At 66.9% G+C, this 15,272-nt stretch carries 17 protein-coding genes and 1 tRNA gene; 10 read left to right on the top strand and 8 right to left on the bottom strand.

Annotated features, from left to right (window positions below; all coding sequences use genetic code 11):
• The first annotated feature begins 33 nt into the window (after nucleotides 1–33).
• Complete coding sequence (gene hrcA, locus ACWHMB_RS08230) at nucleotides 34–1,050, top strand: heat-inducible transcriptional repressor HrcA (RefSeq protein ID WP_377480009.1); 1,017 nt, start codon at nucleotides 34–36, stop codon at nucleotides 1,048–1,050.
• A gap of 14 nt (nucleotides 1,051–1,064) precedes the next feature.
• Nucleotides 1,065–1,141: transfer RNA gene (locus ACWHMB_RS08235), tRNA-Ile, on the top strand.
• A gap of 12 nt (nucleotides 1,142–1,153) precedes the next feature.
• Here the strand turns inward: ACWHMB_RS08235 and arsB are convergent.
• The 6 genes from arsB to ACWHMB_RS08265 are packed head-to-tail and all read right to left on the bottom strand — an operon-like array spanning nucleotide 1,154 to nucleotide 5,706.
• Nucleotides 1,154–2,233: an ACR3 family arsenite efflux transporter gene (arsB, locus tag ACWHMB_RS08240; protein ID WP_377480006.1), complete on the bottom strand. Its 1,080-nt coding sequence runs from the start codon at nucleotides 2,231–2,233 to the stop codon at nucleotides 1,154–1,156.
• Nucleotides 2,230–3,996 carry an arsenical pump-driving ATPase gene (gene arsA, locus ACWHMB_RS08245; RefSeq protein ID WP_293221633.1) on the bottom strand — a complete coding sequence of 589 codons (1,767 nt, stop codon included), beginning with the start codon at nucleotides 3,994–3,996 and terminating at the stop codon, nucleotides 2,230–2,232. The genes arsB and arsA overlap by 4 nt, the downstream gene beginning before the upstream one ends.
• A 13-nt stretch (nucleotides 3,997–4,009) precedes the next feature.
• Nucleotides 4,010–4,369 (bottom strand): arsenite efflux transporter metallochaperone ArsD, encoded by a 360-nt coding sequence (arsD, locus tag ACWHMB_RS08250; RefSeq protein WP_447648501.1) that lies wholly within the window; start codon nucleotides 4,367–4,369, stop codon nucleotides 4,010–4,012.
• A 42-nt stretch (nucleotides 4,370–4,411) separates the two neighbouring features.
• Complete coding sequence (locus tag ACWHMB_RS08255; RefSeq protein ID WP_293221629.1) at nucleotides 4,412–4,909, bottom strand: arsenate reductase ArsC; 498 nt, start codon at nucleotides 4,907–4,909, stop codon at nucleotides 4,412–4,414.
• 12 nt (nucleotides 4,910–4,921) lie between these two features.
• Nucleotides 4,922–5,365 carry an ArsI/CadI family heavy metal resistance metalloenzyme gene (locus ACWHMB_RS08260; protein WP_377479999.1) on the bottom strand — a complete coding sequence of 148 codons (444 nt, stop codon included), beginning with the start codon at nucleotides 5,363–5,365 and terminating at the stop codon, nucleotides 4,922–4,924.
• An 11-nt stretch (nucleotides 5,366–5,376) separates the two neighbouring features.
• On the bottom strand, nucleotides 5,377–5,706 hold the full coding sequence (locus ACWHMB_RS08265) for an ArsR/SmtB family transcription factor (RefSeq protein ID WP_293221625.1): 330 nt from the start codon (nucleotides 5,704–5,706) through the stop codon (nucleotides 5,377–5,379).
• 140 nt (nucleotides 5,707–5,846) lie between these two features.
• On the opposite strand from ACWHMB_RS08265, the gene ACWHMB_RS08270 reads away from it, so the two are divergent.
• A complete protein-coding gene (locus tag ACWHMB_RS08270; protein ID WP_377479997.1) occupies nucleotides 5,847–6,473 on the top strand; it encodes a riboflavin synthase in 627 nt (208 codons plus the stop codon).
• 7 nt (nucleotides 6,474–6,480) lie between these two features.
• Here ACWHMB_RS08270 and ACWHMB_RS08275 read toward each other — a convergent pair whose 3' ends face one another.
• Nucleotides 6,481–7,398, bottom strand: coding sequence for a DMT family transporter (locus tag ACWHMB_RS08275; protein WP_377479994.1), 918 nt, complete (start codon nucleotides 7,396–7,398; stop codon nucleotides 6,481–6,483).
• Nucleotides 7,399–7,513: 115 nt separating this feature from the next.
• On the opposite strand from ACWHMB_RS08275, the gene ACWHMB_RS08280 reads away from it, so the two are divergent.
• The 6 genes from ACWHMB_RS08280 (at nucleotide 7,514) to ACWHMB_RS08305 (ending at nucleotide 13,588) form a co-directional block, all read left to right on the top strand.
• Entirely contained in the window at nucleotides 7,514–8,902 is a 1,389-nt protein-coding gene (locus ACWHMB_RS08280; protein ID WP_447648503.1) for a phosphomannomutase/phosphoglucomutase, read from the top strand.
• Between the two features lie 71 nt (nucleotides 8,903–8,973).
• On the top strand, nucleotides 8,974–10,302 hold the full coding sequence (locus ACWHMB_RS08285; protein WP_377479989.1) for a 3-deoxy-D-manno-octulosonic acid transferase: 1,329 nt from the start codon (nucleotides 8,974–8,976) through the stop codon (nucleotides 10,300–10,302).
• Between the two features lie 353 nt (nucleotides 10,303–10,655).
• Nucleotides 10,656–11,651 (top strand): ABC transporter substrate-binding protein, encoded by a 996-nt coding sequence (locus ACWHMB_RS08290; RefSeq protein ID WP_377516387.1) that lies wholly within the window; start codon nucleotides 10,656–10,658, stop codon nucleotides 11,649–11,651.
• A gap of 16 nt (nucleotides 11,652–11,667) precedes the next feature.
• Nucleotides 11,668–12,435: an ABC transporter ATP-binding protein gene (locus tag ACWHMB_RS08295; protein ID WP_377479983.1), complete on the top strand. Its 768-nt coding sequence runs from the start codon at nucleotides 11,668–11,670 to the stop codon at nucleotides 12,433–12,435.
• On the top strand, nucleotides 12,435–13,298 hold the full coding sequence (locus tag ACWHMB_RS08300; protein ID WP_293221611.1) for an ABC transporter permease: 864 nt from the start codon (nucleotides 12,435–12,437) through the stop codon (nucleotides 13,296–13,298). Before ACWHMB_RS08295 ends, ACWHMB_RS08300 begins: the two co-directional genes overlap by 1 nt.
• A gap of 2 nt (nucleotides 13,299–13,300) precedes the next feature.
• Entirely contained in the window at nucleotides 13,301–13,588 is a 288-nt protein-coding gene (locus ACWHMB_RS08305) for a hypothetical protein (protein WP_377479980.1), read from the top strand.
• A 45-nt stretch (nucleotides 13,589–13,633) separates the two neighbouring features.
• On the opposite strand, the gene ACWHMB_RS08310 is transcribed toward ACWHMB_RS08305, so the two are convergent.
• Nucleotides 13,634–14,413: an IPTL-CTERM sorting domain-containing protein gene (locus tag ACWHMB_RS08310; protein WP_377479977.1), complete on the bottom strand. Its 780-nt coding sequence runs from the start codon at nucleotides 14,411–14,413 to the stop codon at nucleotides 13,634–13,636.
• A gap of 333 nt (nucleotides 14,414–14,746) precedes the next feature.
• Between ACWHMB_RS08310 and xrtH the strand changes: the two genes are divergently transcribed.
• Complete coding sequence (gene xrtH / locus ACWHMB_RS08315; protein WP_377479974.1) at nucleotides 14,747–15,259, top strand: exosortase H; 513 nt, start codon at nucleotides 14,747–14,749, stop codon at nucleotides 15,257–15,259.
• The last annotated feature ends 13 nt before the right edge of the window (nucleotides 15,260–15,272 follow it).

Raw genomic sequence — 15,272 nt, forward strand, 5'->3', positions numbered from 1 at the left:
GTGCAGATTGAACTGGTGAAATCCCCCGGCTCCATGCTCGATGACCGGTCGCGGCGACTGCTCAAGACCCTGATCGAGCGCTACATCGCCGACGGCCAACCCGTGGGTTCGCGCACGCTGTCGCGGGCCTCGGGGCTCGATTTGTCGCCGGCCACCATCCGCAACGTGATGTCGGACCTGGAGGAGCTGGGCCTGATCGCCTCGCCCCACACCTCGGCCGGGCGCGTGCCCACGGCGCGCGGCTACCGTCTGTTTGTCGACACCATGTTGACCGCGCAGCGCGCGCAGCTGAGGGCGCCCGAACTGCCCGCCGAGCAGCCGCAAAAGGTCATCGCCAGCGCGGCCCAGTTGCTGTCCAACCTGTCGCAGTTCGTCGGCGTGGTGATGGCGCCGCGGCGCAGCACGGTGTTTCACCACATCGAGTTCCTGCGCCTGTCGGAGCGGCGTCTGCTGCTCATCATGGTGGCGCCCGATGGCGACGTGCAAAACCGCGTGCTGTTCACCGAGGCCGACTATTCGGGGTCGGAGCTGACGCAGGCCTCCAACTACCTCAACGCCAATTTCTCCGGCATGACCTTCGAGCAGGTGCGCGCGCGCCTGACGCAGGAGGTCGACCGCCTGCGCGCCGAGATCGCCACGTTGATGCAGGCGGCGGTGCAGGTCGGCTCCGAGGCGGCCAGCCAGGGGCAGGGCGAGGTGGTCATCTCGGGCGAGCGCAACCTGCTGGCCGTGAGCGACTTCTCCAGCGACATGAGCCAGATGCGCCGCGCGTTCGACCTGTTCGAGCAGAAGGCTCAGCTGATGCGGCTGCTGGACGTGTCCATGCAGGCCGAGGGCGTGCGCATCTTCATCGGCGGCGAAAGCCAGACCGTGCCGGTGGAAGAGCTGTCGGTGGTCAGCGCGCCCTACGAGGTCGATGGCCAGGTGGTCGGTACCCTGGGCGTCATCGGCCCCACGCGCATGCACTACGACCGCATGATCCAGATCGTGGACATCACCTCGCGCCTGGTGAGCAACGCGCTCAGCCAGGGCAAACCGGGCAGCCCCTAGAATCGGCCCCGGTCGGGGCGTTAGCTCAGTTGGTCAGAGCAGGGGACTCATAATCCCTTGGTCGTTGGTTCAAGTCCAACACGCCCTACCACGGTGATGCGCCTCATGGGTGACGTGCCGCTTGTCTGCGGGCGAGATCCGGGTCGCATTCGTACCAGCCTTTGCTCTGGTTGACGATCCGCACCACCAGCAGCATCACCGGCACCTCGATCAGCACGCCGACCACGGTGGCCAGCGCCGCGCCGGACTGGAAGCCGAACAGGCTGATGGCGGCCGCCACGGCCAACTCGAAGAAGTTGCTGGCGCCGATCAGCGCCGAGGGGCAGGCAATGTTGTGCTGCTCGCCCGCCTTGCGGTTGAGCCAGTAGGCCAGGCCAGAGTTGAAGAGCACCTGGATCAGGATCGGCACGGCCAGCATGGCGATGACCAGCGGCTGGCGCAGGATGGCCTCGCCTTGAAAGGCGAACAGCAGCACCAGTGTCAGCAGCAGCGCCGCGATCGACAGCGGCCCGATGCGCTCCAGCGCCCGATCGAAGACCGCTTGACCCCGGCGCAGCAGCGCGCGGCGCCAGAGCTGCGCGAGGATGACCGGGATGACGATGTACAACAGCACCGACACCAGCAAGGTATCCCACGGCACCGTGATCGCGGACAGCCCGAGCAGCAGGCCGACGAGAGGCGCGAAGGCGAACACCATGATGGTGTCGTTCAGCGCCACCTGCGACAGCGTGAACGCCGGGTCGCCCCCGGTCAGCCGGCTCCAGACGAACACCATGGCCGTGCAGGGCGCGGCGGCCAGCAGGATCAGGCCGGCCACGTAGCTGTCGAGCTGGTCGGCCGGCAGCCAGGGCGCAAAGACCTGGCGGATGAAGATCCAGGCCAGCAAGGCCATCGAGAACGGCTTGACGGCCCAGTTGACGAACAACGTCACGCCGATGCCGCGCCAGTGCTGCCTGACCTGGCCGAGGGCACCGAAGTCCACCTTGAGCAGCATCGGGATGATCATCACCCAGATCAGCAGGCCCACGGGCAGGTTGACCTGGGCGATTTCCATGCGGCCGATGGCCTGAAACACGCCGGGCGCGAGCTGGCCCAACGCAATGCCGCAGGCGATGCACAGCAGCACCCATACGCTCAGGTAGCGCTCGAACAGGCTCATGGATGGCGGGCTGCCTTGGCTCATGACGCTTTCCAGTTCGCCAAAGCCCGCAGACGCTCCACCCCCACCGGCTCCTCGGTCAGCAGCGGCACGACGGCGTGGCGCCGGGCATGTAGCGTGACCACGGCGTCAATTTCGCGCAGTTCGTTGCGCGCGCGCTGGCGCAGTAGCTGGGACTGCGGGTGCGCGGCCGCCACACTGTTATTGACGACCCAGGCCCAGGGTTCAATCCCCGCGCGGCGCAGGTCGTCTTGCAGGTTCGCCGCTTCCAGCACGGGCGTGGTTTCGGCCAGGGTGACGATAAGCACCTTGGTCTGCTTCGGGTCTTGCAACTGCATCATCGGCGTCGTGAAGTGAACGCCCGTCTCGCCCATCTGCCGGGCGATGTCGCGGTGGTAGGCGCCGGTGGCGTCGAGCAGCAGCAAGGTGTGGCCCGTGGGCGCGGTGTCCATCACCACGAACTTCCTGCCCCCTTCGCGGATGGCGCGGGAGAACGCCTGGAACACCGCGATTTCCTCGGTGCAGGGCGAGCGCAGGTCTTCTTCCAGCAGCGCGCGGCCTTCGGCATCGAGCTGCGCACCCTTGGTGTCCATCACATGCTGGCGATAGCGCGCCGTGGCTTCCTGGGGATCGATGCGACTGAGCGCCAGATTGGGCAGTGAACCTTCCAGCGTATCGGCCAGATGCGCGGCCGGGTCGGATGTGGTCAGGTGCACGGGCAGGCCGCGGCTGGACAACTCTACGGCGATGGCGGCAGCCAGCGTGGTTTTGCCCACACCGCCCTTGCCCATCACCATGACCAGCCCGTGTCCATCGGCGGCGATCTCATCGACCAGGGCGGACAAGTCTGGCGCATTGATCTGGTCGGGCAGCTCGATGGCGGCAGGGCTATGCGTGATGTCGGTATCGATCAACAGATGATGTAGCGCATCAAGGCCCACAAGGTTGAACGGCTTGAGCGCGATTTGATCCCGAGGCAAGGCTTGGAGTACCTGCGGAATGGCCGCCAGTGTGGCCTGCTCTCTTCGGTAGATGGCTGTGGCCAGAGCGTCGTTTGCGGCCTCGCCGGCAGGGAATACGCCGTTGATGACCAGGTATTGCTGCGACAGGCCGATGGCGGCCAGTTCTTCATGGGTGCGCGCCGCCTCGCGCAGCGTGGGGCGCTGCGCACGGGCCACCAACACCATCCGGGTGCGCAGAGGGTCGGCCAACGCCTCTACCGCAGCCTTGTACTGGCTGCGCTGTTTTTCCAGGCCTGCCAGCGGCCCCAGGCACGACGCATCGCCTTTGCCTGCTTCCAGAAAGCCACTCCATGCGCCCGGCAGTTGCAGCAGGCGGATGGTGTGGCCGGTGGGGGCCGTGTCGAAAATGATGTGTTCGTAGTCCTGCGTCAGCGCCGCATCGGTCAGCAAGGCCGTGAACTCGTCGAAGGCGGCAATTTCCGTGGTGCAGGCGCCCGACAGGGATTCCTCGATGCCGCGCACCACGTCGTCGGGCAGCACGCCACGCACCGGCCCGGCGATGCGGTCGCGGTAGGCCTGCGCCGCCGCCTGCGGGTCGATCTCCAGCGCCCACAGCTTCGGTATGGCAGAAATCGCCGTGATGCGGTTGCCGATCGTCTCACCGAACACCTGCCCCACGTTGGAGGCCGGGTCGGTGCTGACGAGCAGCACACGCTTGCCCTGGGTTGCCAGTTGCACGGCCGTGGCGCAGGCGATGGAGGTCTTGCCGACGCCCCCTTTGCCGGTGAAGAAAAGGAAGCGGGGCGGCTGGGTCAGGAAGTGCATGTGCTCTCCTCGTTCAGCAGCAACGGCCGCCGGAGCAGCAGGCGCCTTGGGCTGGGGCGGCTGTGGGCGCCTCGATGCCCGCCCAGCGGGCCAGTTCGCTGCGGCTGGGGTAGCGGCCGGCCAAGGCCACCTCGCCATCGACCAGAACCAGGGGCAGCGCCTCTTGGCCCGAGCGTTGCAGAAAACCCTTCACGGTGGGGTTGTCGGCGAACACCAAGGGTTGCTGGGCCAGGTTGAAGCGTTCGACCTGGGCGCCGTTTTGCCGGGCCCAATCCACGTTGGCGGCAAAGCTCACCAGGCTTTGGTTCACGTTAACGCCGCATACGCCCGTGCTGCAGCACAGGGCGGGGTCAAAAATCTGGATGTTTGGCATGGAATGTCCTTTCAAATCTGGTTGTTGATGAAGTGACGCTCTTCACTCTTGGCCGATGTTTCGCAACTCGCGTTGCAGCGACATGGCGTCCAGGCGTTGCAGTGGCAGCGACAGGAATAGCTCGATGCGCCGGCGCAGTGTCAGCGCCGCATCCGTGAACGCCTTGCGCTGCTGCTCCTCTGTACCTTCGACGGCCGCAGGGTCGGGCACGCCCCAATGCGCTGACATCGGGCGCCCCGGCCAGACGGGGCAGACCTCGCCAGCGGCGTTGTCGCACACCGTGAAGATGAAATCGAACTCCGGCGCGCCAGGTGCGACAAACTCGTCCCAGCTCTTGCTGCGGTAGCTGGTAGTCGGCATGTGCAAGCGTTCGAGCGTGGCGAGCGCCAATGGGTGCACTTCACCCTTGGGGTGGCTGCCCGCCGAATACGCATGAAACCGGCCTTTGCCGAGTTCGTTGAGGAGGCCTTCGGCCAGAATGGAGCGGGCCGAGTTGCCCGTGCAGATGAACAGGGCGTTGTAGGTTTTTCCCGTGGTCATAAGTGCCTTGCATCAGCAGCAGGATTTGGAGCGCGGCGCGGCGGCGCAGCAGGCCGTGACGGTGCCCGTCGTCGGCACCGCTTCGTTGAAGACCGGGATGTTGCCCAGCGTGTGGAAATGTTCCCAAGCCACGCCCTGTGGGTCGGTGATCCAGTGTTTCTCGCTGCGCGCGTAGCAGCAGGTGGTGGTGCCCTCATCCAGCAGTGCCATGTCGGCTGCCTCGGCGCGGGTCTTCAGCATCGCCAATTCCTCGGCGTCGTCGGTCTGGATGCCCAGATGGTCGATGCCCGGCTTGCTGCCGCGCGTGGAAATGGCGAAGTTGACCGGCGGGTCTTCGAGCATCCACTTGGCGTAGTCGCTCTCGACGCGCGCTGGCTGCGCGGCGAACAGTTGCGAGTAGAAGCCGATGCTGCGGTTCAGGTCATCGACATGCAGGTGGACGTGAAAGCGTTTCATGGCAGTTCCTTTCAGCAGGAGGGGCAGGTGGAGGGAGATTCAGTGACTTCGCATGCACTGCCTTGGCAGCAGTGCTCGCTCAGGTAGCCGAGCAGGCCGTTCATCTGCCCGAAGTCGGCGCGGTAGATCAGGTTGCGGCCTTGCTGCTCGATGGTGACCAGGCCGGCATGCGCCAACTCCTTGAGGTGGAAGGACAGGGCGTTTCGGGCTATGTCGAGCTGTTCGGCCAGTACGCTGGGCGTCAGCCCATCGTGACCGGCGACGACCAGGGCGCGAAACGCCCGCAGGCGCTGGGTGTGGGCCAGGGCGGCGAGCGCGGCAAGAGTTTCGGTTTCATTCATAGTTCAATAATACAATAAATATTGAATTAATAGGCATCTCGGTACTCGACTGCCACGCACGGGGATCGGGTACGCTCACCATCGCAGGCGTTCTCAGCTTCTCATTCAGAATGCCATGCTGCAAGGAAAAGTCATCCCCCATGTTCACAGGCATCATCACCGCCGTCGGCCGCATCGCCCAGGTGCGCGAGCTGGGCGCCAGCAGCGCGCATGGCAAGCAACTGGACATCGAGGTGCCGGCGGGCTACCTGGACGACGTGGCGCTGGGCGACAGCATCGCCATCAACGGCGCATGCATGACGGCCACCGCCATCGACGCGCCGGCGGGGCGCTTCGCCATCGACATCTCGGCCGAGTCGCTGGCACGCACCGCCGGGCTGGACCGGGTGGGCCCGGTCAATCTCGAGAAAGCGCTGCGCGCGCACGACCGGCTGGGCGGGCACATCGTATCGGGGCACGTGGACGGCGTCGGTCGCGTGACCCGCTTCGCGCCGGTGGGCGAGAGTTGGGAGCTGCGCATCCTGGCGCCGCGCGCGCTGGCCAAGTACCTGGCCTACAAGGGCTCGGTCACCGTGAATGGCGTCAGCCTGACGGTCAACGCGGTGGCCGACGGGGCCGAGGGCTGCGAGCTGAGCATCAACCTGATTCCGCACACGGTGCAGAACACGGCGCTGCACACGCTGGCGGCAGGCAGCACGGTCAACCTTGAGATCGACCTGATCGCCCGCTATGTCGAAAGAATGCTGTCGGCGGGCGTCCAGTCTTGATGGGGCGCTATCGAATCGATAGTTTGACCAGGCCCGTGGCCAGCACCGTGCCGCACAGCACGACGGCGCCGCAGCCCAGCATCCAGGGCGTGACGGACTCGCCCAACAGGGTGGCGCCATAGAGGATGGCGAACAGGGGCACGGCGAAGGTGACCGTGAGCGCGCGCGCCGGGCCCATGTCCTCGATCAGGCGAAAGTACAGCACGTAGGCCACGCCCGTGCACAGCACGCCCAGGGCTACGACGGCGCCCCAGGCATGCAGGCTGGGCAGCCTGGCGGGCCACATCCACAGCGCGGGCAGGGCCAGGCCCAGGGCGGCGCCGATCTGGCTGCCGGTGGCCGTCATCAGGGGGTTCAGGCCGTTCAGGTACTTGTGGGTGAAGCTGGCGGCCAGCGCGTAGCACAGCGCGGCCGCCAGGCAGGCGAGCACGGCCCAGGCTGCCATGATGGACGAGCCGCCGCCGTGCGGGACGACCTTGTCCCATGCCAGCATGGCCACGCCGACAAAGCCCAGCGCCAGGCCCACGCTGCGCGACAGGCCGGGGCGCTGCCCCAACCAGGACCAGGCCACCAGCGCGCCGAACAGCGGCACCGTGGCGTTGAGAATGGACGTCAGCCCGGTGGACAGGTGCAGCAGGGCAAAGCTGAACAGCGCGAACGGGATGCCCGAGTTCAGCAGGCCGCAAAACAGCACCGGCCGCCAGTGGCGCCGCAGCGCCGGCCCCTGGCCGCGCGCCAGCATCAGCGGCAGCAGGAACAGCGCCGCCACCGTCACCCGCACCGCGGCGGTCGGCAGCGGGCCGAATTCGCCTACCGCCTGCTGCATGAACAAAAAGGACGCGCCCCAGCTCATGGACAGCAGCAGAAAGGGCCAGGCTTGCGCCAGCGGCAGGGCAGGAAGTCGGCGGGCGGCAAGCGCGGTCATGGTGCGCCAAGTATCGCCGGGCGCCGGCCCTGTCCGCGCCCCGCATTGATGAAGAATGGCCCGGGCATTGATGCGCGCCGTCGATCAATGCAGGCGCTGCCTACAATCTTCGGCCATGCACCTCACACCCAGCATCTTCAAGGCCTACGACATTCGCGGCACCACGCCGACCACGCTGAACGAGGGCGTGGCCGAAGGCCTGGGCCTGGCCTTTGGCACCCAGGCGCTGGCGCTGGGGCAGCAGCAGGTGGCCGTGGGGCGCGACGGGCGCCTGTCCGGCCCCGTGCTGGCGGCCGCCCTGGTGCGCGGTCTGGTGGCGGCGGGCGTGGAGGTGATCGACATCGGCATGGTTACCACGCCCATGCTGTACTTTGCCGCGCATACGCTGTGTGCCAGCGGCATCCAGGTCACGGGCAGCCACAACCCGCGCGACGACAACGGCTTCAAAATGGTGCTGGCCGGCCGCGCCATCTACGGCCAGGACATCCAGGCGCTGCGCCGCACGATGGAGGCCGAAGGCTGGCAGCGCCGCGCCGGCGGCTCGGTGCGCACGCAGGACGTGTTTGCGGCCTACCGCGAGCGCATCGTCGGCGACATCCACCTGGCGCGGCCGATGAAGATCGTCGTCGACTGCGGCAACGGCGTGGCCGGCGCGTTGGCGCCCGCCGTGTTTCGCGCCCTCGGCTGCGAGGTGGTCGAGCTGTTCACCGAGGTGGACGGGCGCTTTCCCAACCACCACCCCGACCCCAGCAAGCCCGACAACCTGCGCGACGTCATCCGGGTGCTGCAGCACACCGATGCCGAGCTGGGCCTGGCCTTCGACGGCGACGGCGACCGGCTCGGCATCGTCACCAAGGACGGCAACACGATCTTTCCCGACCGCCAGATGCAGCTGTTCGCGCAGGACGTGCTGTCGCGCGTGCCGGGCGGCACCATCGTCTACGACGTCAAGTGCACGCAGCGCCTGGGCCCGGCCATTGAGGCGGCGGGCGGCGTGCCGCTGATGTACAAGACCGGCCACTCGCTCATCAAGGCGCGCATGAAGGAACTCGATTCGCCCCTGGGCGGCGAGATGAGCGGCCACATCTTCTTCAAGGAGCGCTGGTACGGCTTCGACGATGGCACCTACGCCGGCGCCCGCCTGCTGGAGATCCTCAGCCGCTCGCCCGACGCCAGCGCGGTGCTCAACGCGCTGCCGACGAGTTTTTCGACGCCCGAGCTGAACGTGGCCTGCGCCGAGGGCGAGCCGCACCGCCTGGCGGCCGAGCTGCAGGCGCTGGCCGCCCGTGCGTTCAAGGCGCCCGCGCAGGTCAACACCATCGATGGCCTGCGTGTGGACTGGCCCGACGGCTTCGGCCTGATCCGCGCCAGCAACACCACGCCGGTGCTGGTGCTGCGCTTCGAGGGCCACACGCCCGAGGCGCTGGCGCGCATCCAGGCCGAGATGACGGGCCTGCTGCGGCAGCTCAAACCGGATGCGCAGCCGGGCGGCGCGCAGCATTGAGATTTCAAGCCATTTCGTGCCGCAGCCCGCACCAGCCAAGCGCGACCAGCTCCCTGTTCGATAGCTGACGAGTGGCGCCCCTCATCCCCGTCCTGTACGACCTGGCCACCTGGGCGGCCCAGCCGCTGCTGCGCCGCAAGCTGCGCCGACGGGGCGGGGCCGAGCCGGGGTATCTGCAGGCGGTGGACGAGCGCTTTGGCCGCTATGGCGCCGCGCCCGCGCGCCCCCAGCCAACGGCGGGCGCGCCCCTGGTGTGGATCCACGCCGTCTCGCTGGGCGAGACGCGCGCCGCCGCCATCGTGTTGCCGCAGTTGCGCGCCCAATGGCCCGGCATGCGCCTGCTGCTGACCCATGGCACGGCCACCGGCCGCGCCGAGGGCGCCCGGCTGCTGGCGCCGGGCGACGTGCAGCTGTGGCAGCCCTGGGACACGCGCGCGGCCACGCGCCGCTTCGTGCAGGCCTATCGGCCGGACATCGGCGTGTTGATGGAAACCGAGGTCTGGCCCAACCTGGTGCGCGCCTGCACCGACGTCGGCATGCCCCTGGTGCTGGCCAACGCGCGCTTGTCGGCCAAGTCCCTGCGCGGCGCGCAGCGCACGGCCGGGCTGCTGCCCGCGGCCTACCGCGCGCTGACGGCCGTCTATGCGCAGACCGAGCCGGACGCCGCGCGTTTCCGCACCCTGGGCGTGCCGACCGTGGAGGTGCTGGGCAACCTCAAGTTCGACGCCCAGCCGGCCGCGCCCTTGCTGGCGCTGGGCCGGCGCTGGCGCGACGCGGCGCCGAGTCGACCGGTGCTGATGCTGGCCAGCTCGCGCGAGGGGGAAGAGCTGGCGTTTTTCAAGCAAATCAGGGCTGCAGCGCCCGCAGAATCAGCGCAGGCAGCTATAAATAGCATAGTAAACTGGCCGCAATGGCTGGTCGTGCCACGCCACCCCCAGCGCTTCGACGCCGTCGCCGACCTGGCCGCGCAGCAGGGCCTGAGCGTGAGCCGCCGCAGCCAGTGGGGCACTGGCGCGCCGCAAGCCGCCGACCTGTGGCTGGGTGACAGCCTGGGCGAGATGGCGGCCTACTACGCGCTGGCCGACGTGGCCCTGCTGGGCGGCAGCTTCGAGCCGCTGGGCGGGCAAAACCTGATCGAGGCCGCCGCCTGCGGCTGCCCGGTGGTGATGGGACCGCACACCTTCAACTTCAGCCAGGCGGCCGAGCAGGCCCTGGCCGCCGGCGCCGCCCTGCGCGTGGCCGACCTGGCGCAGGGCCTGCAGGCCGCCCAGGCCCTGGCGGGCGATGCGCCGCGCCGCCAGGCCATGGCGGATGCCGGACGGGCCTTCGCGCGCCAGCACCAGGGTGCGGCGGCGCGCACGGCGGCGGCGCTGCAGTTGCTGTGGCAGGGCGCGCGCTGAGCCGAGAAACGGCGAGCGGGCGGCCCTGTCTTGTCGTCGTGTGAGCGGTGCGGCGCAGCGCCAGTGGCCGCGATCCGACGCTCTCGCACAAGCACGACAGGCTTTCCCTCCTATAAGTCGGACGTCATATGATGATGTCCTGACGTTGCGGAGTCGATGGGTCGTGGCGACTCCCATTGAAGACACCGAGCTTTTTCAACATCAGCGTGATGATTGGTTATATGATGTCTGATATCAAGGATGTCCATGGCGAGGTTCCTTGACCGCAGTGTCTTCCCGCGGTGGGCCGCTTCAAGCGCTGCAAATTTCGCCACCATTGGAGACAAACCATGAGACTGTTGTCCAAGCTTGGAATGAGCACCGCCATCTGTGCCGCGCTGGTGTCTTTGGGCGGCCTCGGCTCTGCGCAGGCCGCCCAGGAAATCACGATCACCAAGCAGCCCAGCATCATTTACCTGCCGGCGCTGGTGATGGAAAAGCAGGGCCTGATCGAGAAGGCCGCGGCAAAGGAAGGGATTGCGGATCTGAAGGTCGACTGGCGCTCGTTCAGCAGCGGCGGGGCCGCCACCGACGCGCTGCTGTCGGGCAACGTGCAGATCGTCAACAGCGGCCTGGGCAACATGCTGCTGTTGTGGGACCGCACCAAGGGCCAGGTGAAGGGCATTGCGACCAATTCCGCGCTGCCCGAGGAACTCGTGACGCGCGACCCCAAGATCCACTCGCTGAAGGACTACGGCCCCAAGGACAAGATCGCCGTGCCGACGGTCCGCGTGTCGACCCAGGCCCTGCTGCTGCAGCTGGCGTGCGAGCAGGTTTTCGGCCCGGATCAGTGGTCCAAGCTGGATGCCAACACGGTGCAGATGGGGCACCCGGACGCGACGGCCATGATGGCCAACCCGGCGGGCGAGGTGAGCTCGCACTTCGGCGCGCCGCCGTACTCGTATCGTGAGCTCAAGACCGTGCCGGGCGCCCACGTCGTGATCCGTTCCACCGACATCATCAAGGGCGGCCTGTCGCAGTCCACGCTGTTCACGACCACCAAGTTCGCCGACGCCAACCCGAAGATCATCCAGGCGGTCTTGACGGCGTCGCAGCAGGCGGTCGACTTCATCAAGGCGCACACGCGTGAATCGGTGGCGATCTACCGCGAACTGAGCGGGGACAAGACCAGCGTCGACGAAGTGATGGACATCCTGGCGCAGCCGGGCATGATGGACGCCTACACGCTGCAGCCGCTGGGTTCGATGGTTTTTGCCAAGCACATGCACAAGGTCGGCATCCTCAAGACCATGCCGGCGAGCTGGAAGGACTATTTCCTGCCCGCCTCGGCCGCGCTGAACGGCAACTGATCGGGCGGGGCGTGACATGCCGCGCTTGCTCGAGGTCGACTCGGTCACGCTGCGCTATCGAACCTCCGACAGCGTGATCACGGCGACGTCGAAGGTCAGCTTCGACGTCGACGGCTCGGACCGCTTCGTGCTGCTGGGGCCCTCGGGCTGCGGCAAGTCGACGATCCTGAAGGCCGTGGGCGGCTATCTGACGCCCGATGAGGGGCAGATTCGCATCAAGGGCGCCGAGATCAAGCGGCCGGGGGCCGACCGGATGATGGTCTTTCAGGAGTTCGACCAGCTCCTGCCCTGGAAGACCGTGCTCGAAAACGTCATGTTTCCGCTGGTCGTGACGCACAAGCTGAACAAGAACGAGGCCCGCGACCGGGCCATGGACTACGTGCGCAAGGTGCACCTCGAAGCGTTTGCCGACAGCTACACGCACACGTTGTCCGGCGGCATGAAGCAGCGCGTGGCGATCGCGCGCGGCATGTGCATGGAGCCGGACATCCTGCTGATGGACGAGCCTTTCGCCGCGCTCGACGCCCTGACGCGCCAGCAGATGCAGGACGAATTGCTGCAGCTGTGGGCCGACACCAAGTTCACCATCCTGTTCGTGACCCACTCCATCGCCGAGGCGATCCGGGTCGGCAACCGGATCCTGCTGCTCTCGCCGCATCCGGGCGAGGTCAAGGCCGAGGTGAGCGACGTGGACCGGGTGTCATCCGAGGACGGCTCCGCCGCGGCGCTGGAGCGCGAGATTCATGACCTGCTGTTCGCGCAGGCCCTGCCGGAGCATGCATGATGGCCCGCGCCACGATCACGCTCAAGAAGACCGGCACCGACGAGGGTGCGCGCAAGCCCGTGCTCGAGCGCCAGTTCTCGCTGGCGCGCCGGCTGTGGAATCACACCGCCCTGCGCAAGTTCTCGATCATCCTGGTGCTGGCGCTGGCCTGGCAGATCTACGGCATGGTGGTGCACAACGACCTGCTGTTCCCGACCCTGTCGGACACCTTCAACTCCTTCGTCAGCAGCATCCGCAGCGGGGTCTTGCCCGATCGCGCCTGGACCTCGCTGCGCATCCTGGTCATCGGCTACGTGACCGGCATCCTGATCGCGGGCGTGCTCACCATCCTGGCGATCAGCACGCAGATCGGCACGGATTTTCTCGAAGTCATGACGGCCATGTTCAATCCGCTGCCGGCCATCGCGCTGCTGCCGTTGGCCCTGCTGTGGTTCGGGCTGGGCACGACGAGCATCGTTTTCGTGCTGCTGCATTCGGTGGTCTGGGTGGTGGCGCTCAACACCCAGGGCGGCTTTCTTTCGGTGTCGCAAACCCTGCGCATGGTGGGCCGCAACTACGAGCTGACCGGCCTGCGCTACGTGTGGCTGATCCTGGTGCCGGCGGCGTTTCCGTCCATCCTGACGGGCCTGAAGATCGCCTGGGCCTTTGCCTGGCGCACGCTGATCGCGGCGGAGCTGGTGTTCGGCGTCGCCTCCGGCAAGGGCGGCCTGGGTTGGTACATCTTCGAGAACCGCAACCTGCTCGACATTCCGGCGGTGTTTGCCGGCTTGCTGACGGTGATCATCATCGGCCTCATCGTGGAGAACTTCTTCTTTCGCCTGATCGAGAAGAAGACCGTGCGCCGCTGGGGCATGCAGAGCTGACCATGAAGCTCGCGGCGGTCAAGCTCACGCCGATTGCCTTTCGGGATCCGCCGCTGCTGAACGCGGCGGGCATCCACGAGCCCTACGCGCTGCGCTCCATCATCGAGCTGGAAAGCGACACCGGGGTCATCGGCCTGGGTGAATCGTATGGCGACGCGGCGTTTCTGCGGCTGGCGCAGGCGCTGCAGGCAACACTGGTGGGCATGGATCCGTTCGATCTGAACGGCTTGCGCGCGCGGGCGGCGGCTATGCTGCGCTCGCTGTGGAGCGGGTCGCGGAAAGGGCCATGAAAAACGGCGACCCGGAGATCGCCGTTGCGCAAAAGCCGCTGCCGATCAGCTGCGACGTCGGCGCTGGCGCCAGGCGGCCACGCCGGCCAGCAGACTCGACAGACTCAGCAGAGCCCACAGGTCGGTGGCGGGCACGGGTGCCACGGTAGCGGGTGGAGGAGGCGCCAGCTCGAAATTGTCCGGGCCCACGCTGGACGCGGCCACAATGCCGATGTTGTCCACGGCGCCGCGGAAGGTGCCGGGCCAACCGGTGCCGGTGCTCACACGGATGCGCAAGATCGTGGCCGTGGCCGGAATGGCAAAACCACCGGCTTCAGGGACGTAGGCGCCAGCCTTGAACTGCGCCATGGTGGTGACGGGATTCTGTGTGTTGGCGGCACCGACCTGGAATACCCACATCTTGGTGCTGTCGTTGATCGTCTCCGTCACCAACGTCCCGGTGGGCGCTGTATAGGGCCCCATGGCGCCGCGTTCGAAGAACAGCCACGACTGGTCGCCGGTTGTTGCAGGGTTGCCGTCGTTGTCCACCTGGATCAGGTACGTTGGGTGGAAATGGGCAGCCACGGTGCTGCTCGCATCGCGATACCACTCGTAGGTGGCCGAGGTAAAGCTGCTCAAGGGGCCAAAGCCGCCGGTGCGGGAGTATTGCCAGGTAGTCCTGCCGTTGACGTCGCCGGAATCCAAGAGCACGGAGCCCTTGCCGCTGCGTGGGTAATCGCCCGTAATGCCGACCGAGGCGATCGCGGCGATATTCACGCGTTGCCACACATCGAAAGCAGGCGCATCGCTATAAGGCCCGTTCACCACGCCGGCCGGGGTGGTCACCGTGGCCGCGCCGGCGGCGCTGCAGGCCAGGATCAGCGAGGCGGCGGCAAGGGTGCGGCTGAGCGCAATCGTTGCGGGGGGGGGGATAAAGAGTAAACATCATCTCAATTTACAAAGTTAAGTAACACAGCCGATACAACGTTTGGAATATAACTGTCCAATGCCTGTCGGTTGGTGGTGCTCGCGATCGTTGTTGCTTTTTGGCAACGATGATGGTTTGCTGACCCTTTGAAGGGGATTGCAAGCGGAGCCATTACACTGCCCCTCGGTGGGTGCTGGCTGCCGCAGGGACGGCTGCTGCGATGCTCTGGGTCTTTTGTCGCGGGTGACGTCTTGAAACGTTTTTTCCTGATTTTTCTGACCGTGCAGGCGGTGCTGTTCGGCATCGAGATGCTGAACCCGGTGCAGGCCGCCGTGGTGCACCCGTGGACGGGCTGGCTGGCGCGGGCCAGCGCGGCCATCGTGCACGTGATCGACCCCTCGGTCATCTCGTACGACCGCGTGCTGCAGAGCGCCAGGACGGGCTTTGGCGTGTCGATCGAGGCCGGCTGCAACGGGGTGGAGGCCACCATCGTGCTGGTGGCGGCCATGCTGGCCTTTCCGTCCAGCTGGGCGATGAAGTTCTGGGGCATCGCGCTGGGCTTTCTGGCGGTGCAGGGCGTCAACCTGCTGCGCATCGTCAGCCTGTTCTTCATCGGGCAGTGGAACTTCAAGGTGTTCGAGTTCGCCCACCTGTACATGTGGCAGGCGCTGATCATGCTGGACGTGCTGGTGGTGTGGCTGCTGTGGATGCGCGTGGTCGCCAAGCGCGACAAGCACGCCCTGCCGCCGGGCGCGGCCACTTGATGGGAGCGCGGGC

This window comes from Ottowia pentelensis (genome assembly GCF_964341695.1).

Excerpts from the sequence above, each read along its gene's own strand:
- ACWHMB_RS08260 (WP_377479999.1), bottom strand. The coding sequence starts at position 5,365 with ATGAAACGCTTTCACGTCCACCTGCATGTCGATGACCTGAACCGCAGC.
- ACWHMB_RS08290 (WP_377516387.1), top strand. The coding sequence starts at position 10,656 with ATGAGCACCGCCATCTGTGCCGCGCTGGTGTCTTTGGGCGGCCTCGGC.
- arsB (WP_377480006.1), bottom strand. The coding sequence starts at position 2,233 with ATGAGCCAAGGCAGCCCGCCATCCATGAGCCTGTTCGAGCGCTACCTG.
- arsD (WP_447648501.1), bottom strand. The coding sequence starts at position 4,369 with ATGCCAAACATCCAGATTTTTGACCCCGCCCTGTGCTGCAGCACGGGC.
- ACWHMB_RS08270 (WP_377479997.1), top strand. The coding sequence starts at position 5,847 with ATGTTCACAGGCATCATCACCGCCGTCGGCCGCATCGCCCAGGTGCGC.
- ACWHMB_RS08295 (WP_377479983.1), top strand. The coding sequence starts at position 11,668 with ATGCCGCGCTTGCTCGAGGTCGACTCGGTCACGCTGCGCTATCGAACC.
- ACWHMB_RS08305 (WP_377479980.1), top strand. The coding sequence starts at position 13,301 with ATGAAGCTCGCGGCGGTCAAGCTCACGCCGATTGCCTTTCGGGATCCG.
- ACWHMB_RS08300 (WP_293221611.1), top strand. The coding sequence starts at position 12,435 with ATGGCCCGCGCCACGATCACGCTCAAGAAGACCGGCACCGACGAGGGT.
- arsA (WP_293221633.1), bottom strand. The coding sequence starts at position 3,996 with ATGCACTTCCTGACCCAGCCGCCCCGCTTCCTTTTCTTCACCGGCAAA.
- ACWHMB_RS08265 (WP_293221625.1), bottom strand. The coding sequence starts at position 5,706 with ATGAATGAAACCGAAACTCTTGCCGCGCTCGCCGCCCTGGCCCACACC.
- hrcA (WP_377480009.1), top strand. The coding sequence starts at position 34 with ATGCTCGATGACCGGTCGCGGCGACTGCTCAAGACCCTGATCGAGCGC.
- ACWHMB_RS08255 (WP_293221629.1), bottom strand. The coding sequence starts at position 4,909 with ATGACCACGGGAAAAACCTACAACGCCCTGTTCATCTGCACGGGCAAC.
- ACWHMB_RS08280 (WP_447648503.1), top strand. The coding sequence starts at position 7,514 with ATGCACCTCACACCCAGCATCTTCAAGGCCTACGACATTCGCGGCACC.
- ACWHMB_RS08275 (WP_377479994.1), bottom strand. The coding sequence starts at position 7,398 with ATGACCGCGCTTGCCGCCCGCCGACTTCCTGCCCTGCCGCTGGCGCAA.